The sequence below is a fragment of the Pseudomonas paraeruginosa PA7 genome, from assembly GCF_000017205.1.
Taxonomy (GTDB): Bacteria; Pseudomonadota; Gammaproteobacteria; order Pseudomonadales; family Pseudomonadaceae; genus Pseudomonas; species Pseudomonas paraeruginosa.
Genome location: NC_009656.1, coordinates 117,512 through 130,776, shown reverse-complemented (window position 1 = coordinate 130,776; position 13,265 = coordinate 117,512). Strand labels below are relative to the sequence as shown.

General features: G+C 57.8%; 16 protein-coding genes. 10 read left to right on the top strand and 6 right to left on the bottom strand.

The window, feature by feature from the left end:
* Positions 1-56 precede the first annotated feature (56 nt).
* The 5 genes from PSPA7_RS00580 (at position 57) to PSPA7_RS00560 (ending at position 2,954) form a co-directional block, all read left to right on the top strand.
* Positions 57-704 carry a sulfite oxidase-like oxidoreductase gene (locus tag PSPA7_RS00580; protein WP_002118288.1) on the top strand — a complete coding sequence of 216 codons (648 nt, stop codon included), beginning with the start codon at positions 57-59 and terminating at the stop codon, positions 702-704.
* Positions 697-1,443 (top strand): ferredoxin reductase, encoded by a 747-nt coding sequence (locus PSPA7_RS00575; protein WP_002118292.1) that lies wholly within the window; start codon positions 697-699, stop codon positions 1,441-1,443. Before PSPA7_RS00580 ends, PSPA7_RS00575 begins: the two co-directional genes overlap by 8 nt.
* A gap of 453 nt (positions 1,444-1,896) precedes the next feature.
* A complete protein-coding gene (grxC, locus tag PSPA7_RS00570) occupies positions 1,897-2,169 on the top strand; it encodes a glutaredoxin 3 (RefSeq protein WP_005005995.1) in 273 nt (90 codons plus the stop codon).
* 67 nt (positions 2,170-2,236) lie between these two features.
* Positions 2,237-2,518 carry a DUF427 domain-containing protein gene (locus PSPA7_RS00565; RefSeq protein WP_003464986.1) on the top strand — a complete coding sequence of 94 codons (282 nt, stop codon included), beginning with the start codon at positions 2,237-2,239 and terminating at the stop codon, positions 2,516-2,518.
* A 169-nt stretch (positions 2,519-2,687) separates the two neighbouring features.
* The gene (locus PSPA7_RS00560) at positions 2,688-2,954 is read left to right on the top strand and encodes a hypothetical protein (protein ID WP_003464988.1); all 267 of its coding nucleotides are present in this window, start codon (positions 2,688-2,690) and stop codon (positions 2,952-2,954) included.
* Between the two features lie 860 nt (positions 2,955-3,814).
* Here the strand turns inward: PSPA7_RS00560 and sdhC are convergent.
* Positions 3,815-4,189 carry a succinate dehydrogenase, cytochrome b556 subunit gene (gene sdhC, locus PSPA7_RS30590; protein WP_005005993.1) on the bottom strand — a complete coding sequence of 125 codons (375 nt, stop codon included), beginning with the start codon at positions 4,187-4,189 and terminating at the stop codon, positions 3,815-3,817.
* Between the two features lie 361 nt (positions 4,190-4,550).
* Here sdhC and PSPA7_RS00550 point away from each other — a divergent pair, with 361 nt between their 5' ends.
* Both PSPA7_RS00550 and PSPA7_RS00545 read left to right on the top strand, forming a co-directional pair.
* Positions 4,551-5,822, top strand: coding sequence for an IS4-like element ISPa1635 family transposase (locus PSPA7_RS00550; protein WP_004423958.1), 1,272 nt, complete (start codon positions 4,551-4,553; stop codon positions 5,820-5,822).
* Between the two features lie 742 nt (positions 5,823-6,564).
* Positions 6,565-7,083 (top strand): YkgB family protein, encoded by a 519-nt coding sequence (locus PSPA7_RS00545; protein ID WP_003464991.1) that lies wholly within the window; start codon positions 6,565-6,567, stop codon positions 7,081-7,083.
* Between the two features lie 29 nt (positions 7,084-7,112).
* On the opposite strand, the gene PSPA7_RS00540 is transcribed toward PSPA7_RS00545, so the two are convergent.
* Both PSPA7_RS00540 and merR read right to left on the bottom strand, forming a co-directional pair.
* Positions 7,113-7,958: an AraC family transcriptional regulator gene (locus PSPA7_RS00540; RefSeq protein ID WP_003464995.1), complete on the bottom strand. Its 846-nt coding sequence runs from the start codon at positions 7,956-7,958 to the stop codon at positions 7,113-7,115.
* A gap of 302 nt (positions 7,959-8,260) precedes the next feature.
* Positions 8,261-8,659 (bottom strand): mercury resistance transcriptional regulator MerR, encoded by a 399-nt coding sequence (gene merR, locus PSPA7_RS00535; RefSeq protein ID WP_003089120.1) that lies wholly within the window; start codon positions 8,657-8,659, stop codon positions 8,261-8,263.
* Positions 8,660-8,733: 74 nt separating this feature from the next.
* Between merR and PSPA7_RS00530 the strand changes: the two genes are divergently transcribed.
* Genes PSPA7_RS00530 through PSPA7_RS30585 form a run of 3 tightly spaced genes read left to right on the top strand, consistent with a single transcriptional unit; the run spans position 8,734 to position 9,592 of the window.
* A complete protein-coding gene (locus PSPA7_RS00530) occupies positions 8,734-9,084 on the top strand; it encodes a mercuric transporter MerT family protein (RefSeq protein WP_003089115.1) in 351 nt (116 codons plus the stop codon).
* Positions 9,085-9,096: 12 nt separating this feature from the next.
* Positions 9,097-9,372 carry a mercury resistance system periplasmic binding protein MerP gene (gene merP, locus PSPA7_RS00525; protein WP_003150552.1) on the top strand — a complete coding sequence of 92 codons (276 nt, stop codon included), beginning with the start codon at positions 9,097-9,099 and terminating at the stop codon, positions 9,370-9,372.
* A gap of 7 nt (positions 9,373-9,379) precedes the next feature.
* Entirely contained in the window at positions 9,380-9,592 is a 213-nt protein-coding gene (locus PSPA7_RS30585) for a GDCCVxC domain-containing (seleno)protein (RefSeq protein ID WP_003089113.1), read from the top strand.
* A 12-nt stretch (positions 9,593-9,604) separates the two neighbouring features.
* On the opposite strand, the gene PSPA7_RS00520 is transcribed toward PSPA7_RS30585, so the two are convergent.
* The 3 genes from PSPA7_RS00520 to PSPA7_RS00510 are packed head-to-tail and all read right to left on the bottom strand — an operon-like array spanning position 9,605 to position 13,251.
* A complete protein-coding gene (locus PSPA7_RS00520; protein ID WP_003299771.1) occupies positions 9,605-12,598 on the bottom strand; it encodes a Tn3 family transposase in 2,994 nt (997 codons plus the stop codon).
* Between the two features lie 3 nt (positions 12,599-12,601).
* Entirely contained in the window at positions 12,602-13,012 is a 411-nt protein-coding gene (locus PSPA7_RS00515) for a putative toxin-antitoxin system toxin component, PIN family (protein ID WP_003150546.1), read from the bottom strand.
* The gene (locus PSPA7_RS00510) at positions 13,012-13,251 is read right to left on the bottom strand and encodes a ribbon-helix-helix domain-containing protein (RefSeq protein WP_003089107.1); all 240 of its coding nucleotides are present in this window, start codon (positions 13,249-13,251) and stop codon (positions 13,012-13,014) included. Before PSPA7_RS00510 ends, PSPA7_RS00515 begins: the two co-directional genes overlap by 1 nt.
* Positions 13,252-13,265: the final 14 nt, after the last annotated feature.

Sequence of the window (13,265 nt, the reverse complement as noted above, 5' to 3'; positions counted from 1 at the left end):
AGTCGATTGGCTTATTCGGCGGATGTGCGGGCAAATGCTTTACGCAGAGTACTGAAATGAAGGCCGGCTTCGGTCTGCCGTATCGAGCAAGAGGGGTCACTATGGTCACCAGAGGTTTCACCGGTCGCGGTTCAGGCGACCAGTCCGATCGGATTCCGCCAGGTCAGCATCTGGTGGAGGATTTCCCTGTTCTGTCGGCCGGCCCTACGCCGAGGGTAGAGCCCTCCGACTGGAAATTCACAGTCAAAATTGGTCCGAAGCCCGTCAAAACGTGGAATTGGGGCGAATTCAACACTCTACCAAAGACCCAGGTGACAAAGGATATTCACTGCGTCACCTCTTGGTCCAAACTGGATACCGTTTGGGAGGGTGTACTCATTGAAGACATCCTTGCAGATGCAGAGCTTGATCGGCCTACCGATTTCGTCTTGGCGCACTGCTACGATAATTATTCGACAAACGTCCCTCTGACGGATCTGCTTTCCGGGAAAGCGATGGTCGCCCTCAGTTATGCGGGCAAGCCACTTTCCCGCGATCATGGGGGGCCGGCGCGTCTTCTAGTGCCGCACCTTTACTTCTGGAAATCCGCCAAATGGGTGAATGCGCTGCAATTCACGACGCGTGACGAGGCCGGCTTTTGGGAGCTGCACGGCTATCACATCTACGGCGATCCGTGGCGCGAACAACGATACACCCATGACTGAAAACGAAGCGCAAGTCCGTTCGTGGCAATCATGCGTGATCGACGACATCATCCAGCAAACACCGAGTATCAAGAGCTTCTTCCTTCGGTTGAGCAAGCCGTTCGCGCACACCGCAGGTCAGCACGTCGATATCCGGCTGACCGCGCCCGACGGCTACAGTGCAATGCGCAGCTACTCGATCGCGTCATCGGCAGTTTCGACCCCGATCGTCGAGATAGCTATCGAGCGCATGCCGGATGCCGAAGTTTCGCCGTTTTTTCACGACATCGCGGCGATTGGTGACGAAATCGAAGTTCGCGGTCCGCTCGGTGGCCATTTCCTTTGGCCTGAGCCTGCCATAGATCCGGTTCTGTTGATCGGGGGAGGCTCCGGCCTCGTGCCGTTGATGGCAATGATCCGGCAGCGCCGCGCATTGGCCCAAGCCGTTCCGACAGCGTTGCTCCTGTCCGCACGAACCGCCGAGGACGTTCTCTTCTCAGAAGAACTTCATTGCATCGAAATCAGCGATCCGGCGTTCGTCCTGGCGCTCGCGATTACGCGCGAGAAACCGGTTCGCGCATCGGACTTTGCGCGACGGATCGACGGCATGATGGTCCAAGAAATTCTAACCAGGCTTCAGGGAAAGCCGACGCAAGTGTTCGTCTGCGGGTCTAACGGATTCGTCAACATCGCAACCGATAGCGCGCTGCTGGCGGGCTTGGACGCCTCCATCATCAAGACGGAGCGCTACGGGGGCTAGCGGCGCGAGCTATCTCACGTCGCGCCGATCGTAGACGTGCGCCCTGGGAAGCTTTGGCGATCAACGTGAACCGTTTTGCCGAACACAGTCTTCGTACCCCCCGGCCTCTAGAACGCCTTCGCTCGCGATACCTGGCTCGACATCAAGCTCAATTTGAAAGTTCCTGCACTATCCGTCGTCCTGATATGCTCGACCAGCATGATGGGCGATTCGAGCGGGACCGCTTCCGTCCCAATCGAGGCTCGGTTACCTTAGAGCATCGGCTCGGCGCTACAGGAGGCGCGTGCGGCCTCTGCCTGGCGGTGAAAGCACTTTGGGCCATGTCGCCTGGATAGCGGCCAATCGTCAGCATCTGCTCCGATGTCGGCCAAGGTGCAGTCGCCATCTTTGAACGCCGCGAATTGGAGATCAACGCCATGACAGCGATCCGCGTGCAACTGCCGGAGATGCAATATGACAACTGATGTATTGCTGTACACCACGAATTGGTGCCCGTTCTGCCGCCGAGCGAAGGCGCTCCTCAAGGAAAAGGGCGTGCGATGGAAGGAGCTCGATATTGAGGCGGATCCGGCTCACCGGCAGGCCATGGCGGAAGCGTCGGGGCGAAGCTCCGTGCCGCAGATCTTCATCAATGGCACCCTTATCGGTGGCTCCGATGAGCTATTCGCGCTCGATGTCAGAGGCGAGCTCGACAAACTTCTCGGGCGCAACCCGCCTGCCACCTGAGGAGGTGCGGCTTGGGGCAGCCAGCCCGCGAGCCTTCGCCGGTTGATGAATACAAAAGGAGAGTCCGTTGGTCTCAGCCATCTGGAAAGACACTACTATCGCCACAAGCGACGAAACAGTCATCGTCGAGGGAAATCACTACTTCCCACCGTCAGGAGTCGACCTGAGCCTGCTTGAGATGAGCCCGCACACATCTGTCTGTCCGATCAAAGGCGCCGCGCGCTTCTTTCATGTTCGCGCGGGTGACGCGCTCAACGTGAACGCCGCTTGGACCTATCCCGCCCCCACTCCGGATGCCGAGGGTATCCGGGATTACATCGCTTTCTGGAAAGGCGTGGACGTTGCCTAGCAGACTGGACGGACGACTTCGCTGATAGCCATGCGGGCGCCGACATCTCAATTATCCTGCCCACCCCGGGCCTCGTCGGCTGCAGGAATCTGCCCGGCACCTTAGCGCGACCCGGCACTGGCGGTCTCGCACCCGCCGCGCCTCTGTTCTATCAATAAGGATGGATGACATGGAGCATTCCGAGTTCGATGCCGCTTTCGCGAAGCTTGCGGAGGGATACAGAGAAGGGACTTATGAAGGCCGGCGTTTCAGCTTGATCGTCCGGCGATCTGGGGACGGACGTCGCAACAGTCTGTTCGCCAGGGAGTTGGACGGGACTGACATTGTCAGCTTCAACCTCTTCCGCGTTACATCAGATAGGACATTGTTGAAGCCGTGCGAAATGTCCGCCGAAAAGGTCGTAGCGTTCGTGCTGGAGTTCCGACCGGACACCTGACGGGCAGAAGAAGATCCCGGCCAACCGGCGCGCCTGCGACGGCCGGCTATCTAAGGCTGCGCAAGCCTATAGCCGCAGCTCATTGCACTTCGTCTGGCGAGGAATTCAACATCGATACGTCGCCATCCGCGGGGATATCGGTACAGGCGCCCGTGTAAGCCAGATTGAGAAATCCTAAGCGATGACTAACACCAATGACGCCACCCTTCCGACACATTCTATTCTTGAGGAATGCACAGCGATGGCTGTCGTCAACGCTCTGAAGATTATTCTGAAGAACAGCTACGCGATCTACCTTAAGACAAAAAATGCCACTCGGGCGCATCCCGCCCCTACTTCAGGGACTTTCACTTGCTTCTCGCTCTGTCACTCACAGCATCGGCACGCCCATGACGCATGGTATCCAGGCCTCATAATTTTCCCATATAACCTTCTTGTCTTTTGCGCACCCAGAAAGACTCGAGGCTTTAACTGGACAGATGAGCCCTCGAGGGTAGTGTTCACCTGATTGGCTTTCTCATATCTGATGTTGATTCGCACAGTGTGCCAACCAGGTGATAGTTTCAAAAAACCTGCGCTTCAGAGCGAATTAGACGATCTTCGATAAGAGCGATCCGCCTCAAAATCCAAAACATCTAACATTGTCCTAGAGCCATATTTGTACCTAGTACTATGGCGCTCCCATTAACACATTTGATGATGCACAGAAAACTTAGCTCATGATAGCTTTCAGCTAACAGCTATTCGGAAGCCCGAAAGGATTCAACCGTTTAAGCGTGAACCGTCGATTATAAATACTTTCGTAAGTTAGCTTTAAAGGACGCTTTTAGTCCTTGTAAATACGCATTACGACTCCACAGCTACCAAATCCATACGGCGCCAGCAACCATTAAAACACCCGACACTACTAAAACAATAGTAGAGGCGCGATTGCTGCCTTTCAAAGTATGACCAACACCCACATCCATAACTAGGTGTCGAATTCCGGCTACGAGATGATAAATAAATGAAGAGTATACCAACCAGAAACTAACTTTGCCGAAAGGTGAAGAAAAAATCTCCTTGACTTCATTAAAACCCTTTTCTGACTCCAACGATTTGCTCAGCATATACAGTATCAGTCCCAGAAAAATAAAGAGCATAATTCCTGAAATCCGGTGCAGAATCGATGTAAGCGCCGTGAGAGGAAGCTGAATGGTTCGAATATCAAGATTAACCGGCCGCTTTTTATTCATTTTGACTCCAGTCAACAATTCTAGTGGGGGATTTCAGTTTTCGATCTCATTCATCATAGCAGCTGTAACTAAGGCTGGCGGCGACAATAATGGAGATATTCGGGGCTTACGTTGCATTTTGAGGTCGCAAGTGCATGTGCGTAAATTGAAGCAAATTGCAAGGTTATGCCCAATAGGTAGCTAGCTTATTAATTTAACAAAAGTGACGTGTGTCGTTCTGCAGGGCATGCTGTTCCCCCAATGTCATCAACTTTGGAAATTATCCATAAATATCATATAATTAGCGCTCAAATCAGTGCATGGGAGAAGCCCTTTTGACTACCTATACCGCATCGCTTGACACCGCCAGCCAAACCCTGGCTTGAAAATTGTACAAAAAATAACCAGCCCGCTCGATTGTCCCGCCTTCATCGCCGCCCACCGCCAGAATCCTCAAGACTTTACCCGCCGACGCCAGCTCACCTTCAAGAACCTCGTCCTGTTCCTGCTCAATCAGCCGCGCACGGCCCTGCAAACCGAACTCGATCAGTTCTATCGCGTACTCAATCAGGCGTCGACTGAGACGCAAATGGTCACTGCGCAGGCCTTCTGCAAAGCGCGCAAAAAGCTCAACCCCGAGGTATTTGAAAGTCTCAATCGCCTCCTGCAGCAACAAATTGACTGCTTCGGGCTGCGTCAGAAGTGGCGTGGGCTGAGGGTGCTCGCGGTGGATGGCTCGACCGTGCATTTACCCCTGGAGTCGACCATGGCGACCTTCTTTGGCAGTCACTCTGGCTTTCCCATGGCTCGCTTGTCCACACTCTACGAAGTCGCTGACGGTCAAACCTTGCATAGCCTGATCGTGCCCCTGACCGTCGGCGAGCGCGACTGTGCCCATCTGCACCTTGAGCACCTGCCGGCTGACAGCCTGACGCTGTTTGACCGTGGTTACCCTGGGCACTGGTTATTCGCGCTGTTCGCGCAGCAACAGCGGCACTTTCTGATGCGCCTGCCCTGTGGCTATAACGCCCAGGTCAAAGCGTTTCTACACTCTGGCCAAGTTGAAGACACACAGCTTTTCGTGGCCAACCATCCTGAAGCACGTCTGTTCTGCTCCGAGGCTGGCGTTGATCCTGCCAGCCAGATCGAGCTGAGACTGATCCGGGTCGAGTTGGCCAACGGCGAAAGCGAAGTATTGCTGACCTCGCTGCTGGATCGAGAAGCCTTTCCCGCTGAGGTGTTTGCCGAGCTTTACCACCGCCGCTGGGGCATCGAAACCGATTTCCGTCGCCTCAAACAAACCCTGACGCTGGACAACTTCAGCGGCCGCAGCGTGACCGCTGTAAAGCAGGACTTTCATGCCGCTCAACTGTTGAAGAACCTGGCGCTGTTGATGCAGCACCTGCTACAGCCGGTCATCGAACAGCGCCACAAAGGTCGCAAGCTGCGATGGAAAGTCAACTTCACCCAAGGCGTGTCACGGCTCAAAAATACCCTGGTCGAGCTGCTGGTGCGGCACTGTGCTCAGGGGCTGAGCAATGTGCTGGCCTTGATGGCTAAAAGCCTCAGTGCCGTACGCTCAGGCCGTAGCTTTGCGCGCCAACGCAAACGCGCAGCCAGCCGAGGTTGTGAGGGCTACAAACCGACGCGCTGAAGAAACACCACCGCCCAACCTCCGTGCAAAAAAGCTGGTCACAAGCGGTCGGCATAGGCTCGTCCGGAGAACGAGAAATCTCGCCTAGACAGCCGGAACAGACGATGATCACATCACCGCCAGCCCAGCTAGACCGCCTGATTGAGCGGCAGAGGCCTGGTCATCGCCCGACGGCCATGGCGGCTGGCTGCTTCGGGGGGCTTGCCTTGGGCAGGGCTGCAGCTTAGGTTGATGACATTGGCTGTTCCCCAACCCTGGAAAACCTATCCTCTTTAACACGTCAAAGTCGATTGATAGGCTTGCTGCAACAGCTATCTGCCCGGTTGAAGTCGAAGATCGATGTATCTGTAGGGTTTGGAAATAAATGCGGGCGCCCACCGCACTCACGGCTCAGTTACCATTCTTTGTGCATCGCGGCCGCGCGGCTAGTTGGTAGCTGTTCTAAGCCTAGTCAGTGCCGCCCTTCGCCCCAAGCCCCATAGTCAGATTTGAGAAATGACAGTAGGCGATGCCGCAACGCGCTTCATCGACCTATGTAAAACGACTCCTTTATCGAAATAGTGCACTCATCGCTCTCCACGGCGATCCCTTCATCGCGAATTGCACCGCCCAAGACGATCTGCACTGAAATCAATACTTTCTGATGCCTCTTGATTAGAGATGCCAGCCATAATAATCTCATCGCCAACGCATACGGCGTTCGGCAGCCAACACACTCTCACTCACTACTGGAAGCTCAGACATGAAAACCATAGGCATTGAAAACTCGAAGTCCAGCGTACAGGCCCACTTAACGCTTGGAACCAAAACTATGGGGCTAGGTATCTATGGCGCGTACTTGGCTCTCGCTATTATTTACTTCTGGTTCGGCGGCATGAAATTTACCCACTACGAGGCCGAGGGCCTGGTTCCACTGGTGAGCAACAGCCCGCTTTTGGGATGGGTGTATAGCATTTTTTCGGTCGACATGTTCTCCAGCCTGCTCGGCATACTAGAGATTTCGATCGGCACTCTGATCGCAGGCCGCATGCTGTCGCCCAAACTATCCGTGGTAGGAGGCGCTCTGTCTGCAGGCCTGTTCTTCACAACCCTTAGCTTTATGTTTTCCACTCCGGGCGTCATTGAGCCTAGTTTAGGGTTTCCGGCGATTTCCGTTGCGCCAGGTCAGTTTCTGCTTAAAGACTTAGGGTTGCTTGCTGTTTCGATATTTGTGGCAGGCCATTCGCTGGTTGAACTGGAAAAACGTAAAATTAATGCATAATTTTTTCAATGGCTTAAGGCAGTAATGCCTTAGGCCTTTTTGCCATCATTTTCCCCCGCCAGATCTTTCAACCAGTCACGAGGGCTCAACCCCGTCTTGCGTCTAAATGCGCGAGACAGCGCCGAAGGACTTTCGTAGCCGACTTGAGCTGCAATCAGCGTAATCGAGCGCCCTTCTCGCATCAGCTTCTGAGCCAGGCTAACTCGCCAACTCAACAAATAATCAGCAGGCGTCTGTCCGATGACACTCTTGAAATGCACGGCATACGCAGCGCGTGACATATTTGACTCACTGGCCAGCTCTGCTATTGACCAGGCATGTTCCGGGGAGTTGTGCATCTGTAAAAGCGATCGGGCAAGCCGCATGTCGGCCAGTCCAGCCATCATTCCGGTGCGCAACTGGTGATGATCGAGCAGGTAACGGAGCAACAGAATGATTAGGAGCTCAAATAAGCGCTCAAGCGCGGCTTCCCTTCCACAATGCACATTTGCCGCCTCGGCAAACATCCACTCCAACGTGTCTGCCAGCATGGGCAGATCATCGAGTGCGAGCACCAAACAGTCCGGTAATGAAGCCGACAAAGGATTATCAATTCCGCCCTCAAACTCCATGGAAGCACACAACAACTTTGCGCCATCGGACTCACCCGCAAACAATTGATGCTTGGCGGGGCGTGGCATAAAAATCAAGCTAGGGCGAGTGAGCTGCAAATCCTTGCGATCGGGACCAAGCAACGTCACGCTGCCGGCCTGAAGCAGATGGATATAACCTCGCCGCTCGGCGCCATCGTAAGATGCAGAGCCGCATAGGTCGCCGTCATAGAACAGATTGGCCCGCACGCCGAACCGCGAGAGCAAATTAGACAAACGATCCATTGGCCGATCCTTGACGAGTCAGAACGCACAGACCATACCATCTGCGTTGTCGTTCAGTGCCTGTAGCGAACATGCCGGCGTAAATCAGCCAACGGATAAAGTGATCACTGAGCAGCTCAGCCTCCCTTTCCAGTTCGGCTGTTAAAAAAACAACACCGTTGTTTGAAAGCACCAGCAAATCAAGTGCTCACTCTTCTATTTTACAGTACCTGGGGTTTGGGGAGCAATGGAACCAAAAACCAACGTAAGCTCTGAATCCCACCGTAAAGGGGCTTTCCGATCTCCAGCTCACCCGCCAGGCATTACTCTCTGATCAGTGCCTCGATGATCGGGCAGATCGTTCCGCCGTCTCCCGCATCACATTGCTGCACCAGTTCGCCTAACAGTTGCTGCATGACGACCAAGTCGGCCATCTTCTGCTCGATCAACGCGAGCTTGCGTGCAGCCCGTGCTCGCGTTTCGGCACAGGCGCACGACTCATCCAGCGTCAGCAGTCCACCGACTTCCGAGAGCGTGAAACCCAGCGCCTGAGCCCGCTTGATGAAACGCAGTCGCTTCACCATGTCCACCGGATAGCGCCGATGGCCACCCAAGGGTTTGGCTGGTTCATCCAGCAGCCCGCGTCGCTGGTAGTAGCGGATCGTCTCGACGTTCACCCCGGCGGCGTCTGCCAGCTTGCCAATGGTCAGCTCTGTGGCCATCACTTTCTCCTTGATTCCGTACTTTGGTACGGAGTTTAGAATAGCACCTAGGCAATCAGGCTCAGGAGATGGGAATGGGGATGCAACTCACCGGGAAAGGCTCGCTGGTCGCGAGTTCGCTGACCGCCATCGGTGCGTCGGTGTGCTGTGTCGGGCCACTGGTGCTGTTGGCACTCGGTGTCGGCGGTACGTGGGTGGGCGCTCTGACCATGATGGAGCCACTACGCCCCCTCTTCATCGGGTTGACTCTACTGTTCCTGGGATTGGCATTCCGCAAGCTCTACCTGGTGCCACAGGTTTGTACGCCAGGTACACCCTGCGCCGATCCGCGCACGCTCGTGCGACAGCGACTCGTGTTCTGGATCGTCAGCGTGCTGCTGCTCGGCCTATTGGCCGTGCCGTGGCTCGCCCCGCTGTTCTACTGAAGGAGATTAACCATGCGCAAACTGCTGATCGCCGTGCTTTTCGCCTTGCCCTTCGTGGCGCTGGCGGCTCCCCCGAAAACCGTCACGCTCGACGTGCAGAACATGACGTGCGGACTCTGTCCGATCACGGTCAAGAAGTCGCTGGAGAAGGTGTCCGGCGTGAGTGACGTCCAGGTCAATTTCGACCAGAAGACGGCGACCGTCACCTACGATCCCGATAAGGCCCAGCCCGAGGCACTGACTGAGGCGACCGCGAACGCGGGATACCCCTCCACAGTGCAGAAGTGAGGTCACGATGAGCGCCATTGTCCTTGAGTCCGTGCTGACTTGCCCGCGCTGCGGCTTCGCCAAGCCGGAAACCATGCCCACGGACGCCTGCCAGTTCTATTACGAGTGCAGCAACTGCAAGGCGCTGCTGCGCCCCAACCCAGGGGATTGCTGCGTTTTCTGTTCGTTCGGCTCGGTGAAGTGCCCGCCGATCCAGCAGCAGCTTGGGTGTTGCTCATAGCGTTTAGGGGGATCACAGGTCGTCGTCTGGATTACGCAGTGGCCGCAGCTCGCCGCGCGCAACTTCTTCCGGTACCGCAAAGGAATACCGCCCGAGCATGTTGATGTGCTCGTAGATCAGCGGCGATAGCCGGGCCAAATCCTCTTCCAGCACTGGATAGCCGTGCTGCTTGAGCCGTTCCACGGCCGCCGTCATGTAGAGGGTGTTCCACAGCACGATGATGTTCACCACCAGGCCCAGAGCACCGAGCTGGTCTTCCTGGCCTTCGCGGTAGCGCTGGCGGAGCTCGCCGCGTTTGCCGTGGAACACGGCGCGGGCCAGGCTGTGCCGGCCTTCGCCTCGGTTCAACTGGGTCAGGGTGGCGCGGCGCTTGGACTCGTCGTCGATATAGGTCAACGTGTGCAGAGTCTTTTCGATCCGCCCGAATTCGGCCAGCGCCTGGGCCAGCCGGGTGGGTCTATCTCCCGTTTGCAGCGTGCGCATGATGCCAGTCGCCGGCACCCGGCCGAGTTTGAGCGAGCCGGCCAGGCGCAGCAGGTCGTCCCAGTGCTCGGCGATCAGGTCGAGTTTGACCGACTGGCGGGCCAGCCCGTTGAGCTTGCCGTAGTCCGCGTCCGGGCGCGTGCGCCAGAAGCGGGTACCGCCGACATCGGCCAGCCGCGGACTGAAGTGGTAGCCAAGTAGGCGGAAGAGCCCGAACACCACATCGCTGTAGGCCCCGGTGTCGGTCATGATTTGCGTCGGCTGCAACTCGGTCTGCTGTTCCAGCACGACCGCCAGCAACACCAGGCTGTCGCGCAGCGTGCCGGGCACGGTGATGGCGTTGAGGCCGGAGAATTGGTCGGAAATCAGGTTGTACCAGGTGACACCCCGGCCGGTGCCGAAATACTTCGGATTGGGGCCGGCATGCACGGTGCGCACCGGTACGACGAAGCGCATGCCATCGGCGGAGGCGACCTCGCCGCCACCCCAGACTTGGGCCAGTTCCAGTTGGCTTTGCGCTCCGACCAGGATGGCGTTAGCCGCTGACAGGGTGTCGTCGCGGATATAATTCTGGCTGACCCAGGACAGCCGGTCACGGCGCAGCGCCGGGTTGTCGGTGCGGATCAAGGGCTCCAGGCCGGTGTTGCAGGCCCCGCCCAACAGCACCGCGCAGAGGCTGGTGACCAGGTTGTCGGCGCGTGCATTGCGTTCGGAGACATGGGTGAAGGCCTCGGAAAAGCCAGTGCGGGCGGCGATTTCCAAGAGGATTTCCGGCAGATCGACACGCGGCATCAGGTCAGACACGGCCGCCCGCAGTTGCAGCAACGAGCAGGGCTCGTCCAGCTTGTCCAGCGCCCCGAGCGACAGTTCGGTCTTGCCCTCGGTGTTCTCGCTCAGTTGAATCGCCGGGTTGTCGGGCAGGCGCGCGGCTACTGCCAGCCAGGTTGCATCCAGCTCGACGGACAAGGCGTCCAGGGTGGTTTTGGCGTCGATGGTCAGGCCCAGTGACCGGCAGATGATCGGTCGCGCCGCCAGCCATTCGGCACCGTCGAGCAGGCCAAGACGCGGGTCGGCATAGCGCCAACTGGGCGAGACGAAGACATCGCGGCGGCGCAGGGCCGTGCGCAGCGCATCGAGCGTGCAGAACACATAGGCACCCATGTCGAGGGAGCCATCTTCGCGGGTGATGTGCTTCTGCCAAGCCTTGGCCACGATCTCCTGCGGCGCGTCATCCTCTGGCTTCCGGCGCGGCAGGTTCAGTTGCAGCCACTCCAGACTAGCCGCCACGCCCTTGCCGGCCGGGCTGAAGCCGAAGCGGATGTGCTTGAGCAGGTCGGGCAGGAAGCGGCGCACGCTGCGGTAGCGCGCTTCCAATGCAAGAAAATAGACGTCATCTACCGGGCGGATCAGCGCGTTGACCTCTTCCAGGGCCTTTTCCAGGGTGGTCCTCGGCAGGTCGTTGAACAGCCGGGCGCGCACGTTGTCATCGCTGATCGAGCTGTCCAGCACGACCTTGCACGCGGCGGCGAGCGTCGCGGCCGACCGATCCAGGTCTTTCAGGCTGCGCATGCGGGCTTTCTTGTCGGCCTTCTCCGCGTTGCTGAACAGGTCGCGCAGCAAGGCCTCCAGGACTTCCAGTGCGTCGTCGTGCGCAGTCGCCTCCAGGCAGAGTGCGAAGGCCACCAGTGTCGCCATCCGCCGCGACGCCGGCAGCCGATTAATCGCGGTGACCTTGGCCGTGTTGGCGAAGCGGGCCAGGGCGGCGATACGGCTGGGAGGGATGTGCGCCGCCGCCGGCAAGGTGATGCCGATGCCGCGCACGTCATCGAGCCGGCGCAGTGCCCGAATCAACGCGGGGCCACTGACCATGACCGGGCCGGAGCGCAATTGATCCAGCCGGGAGCTGCGGTTGCCTTCGGCCACCGTCAGCAAGTCTTGCAGTTGCAATCGCTGTTCCTCAGTCACGCTGCGGCCCAGCGTAAACCAGAGGCGTTCTTCGACCCGACTGCGCAACTGGGCGATAAAGCGCTCTAGTTGAGACACACCAGGCAGGAGGACTTTCTGTGTGAACAGCCACGAGGTGGCTCGCTCAAACAGCACTCCCGGCCGGTCGGTGCCCGTCCAGCAGAGGGCATACAGCCAGCGGCTCAAGCGAAAGCCGATGCCCGGATCGGTGAAATGACGATAGCCAAAGCGGTTCTGAATATCGGTGGCATGTATCCAGCGGCGATGATCGCTATAGCGCTGGAGGCAGTCGGGGTCTGGAATCGCCAGTTGTCGGCAAAGCACCTGCAGGACTTCCACCGGCACGGCGGCGGGCTTGTCCGGCAGAACGCCAACGAAGCGGACGGTGGTCAGCAGAACGGCATAACCCAGACGGTTATGGTTACCCCGCAGCACCTGGATGGCTTCACGGTCTTCATCGCTCAGGTGGAAGTAACGTTCCAGCTCTTCACGGCTGGGCGAATCAACATAGCGGCCAAAACCGTCGCGTTGCTCTTGAGTCAGAAAACCGACCGGCATTGATCACAGCACCTCGACGCAGAACACGGCGGGCGTGACGATCCGCGTGCGTTCGATGTGCCCGCGTTGCAGCAGGCCGGCGCGGCGATCACCGGTTACCAGGTAGTCCGCATCGCCCGCCAAGGCCATGGCCAGCAAAAACGAGTCATCCGGATCATCGGCTTCGACCTCGATGGTCAGGCGCTCCAGTACCACAGCCCGTTGCAGGTTATTGATCATGGCGCCCACCTTGGCGGGCTGTAGGATGGCCTGAAGCTTGGGATAGCGGCTGGCTCGACGAATTTCATCGAGTTGCATCCGCGAGGTCACCACCTCGAAACGCGCCGCCCGCCAGGCACGGTAGATCGCATCGGGCGCGCCATGTGGCGAGATCAGGGCGCTGAACAGGATGTTGGTATCCAACACGACCCGCATCAGCGCTTACGTGCCCAGTCGAGCGCTTCGTCAACCGCGTTGGTCAATTCTGCCTCACTCAGATGGGCGTTAGCGGCCTTGGCCTGCTCAGCGCTCAGCTCCAGGATGTGTGCCCGTACCGCTTCTTCGATGAAGCGCGACAGGTCGCCCTTACGGCCGCCGCCCTGGCTGGCCAGAAACATCCGAAGCGACTGGTCGGTGTCGGCCGAGACGGCGACATTCCAGCGAATGGTATTCATAGCGTTCTCCGCTA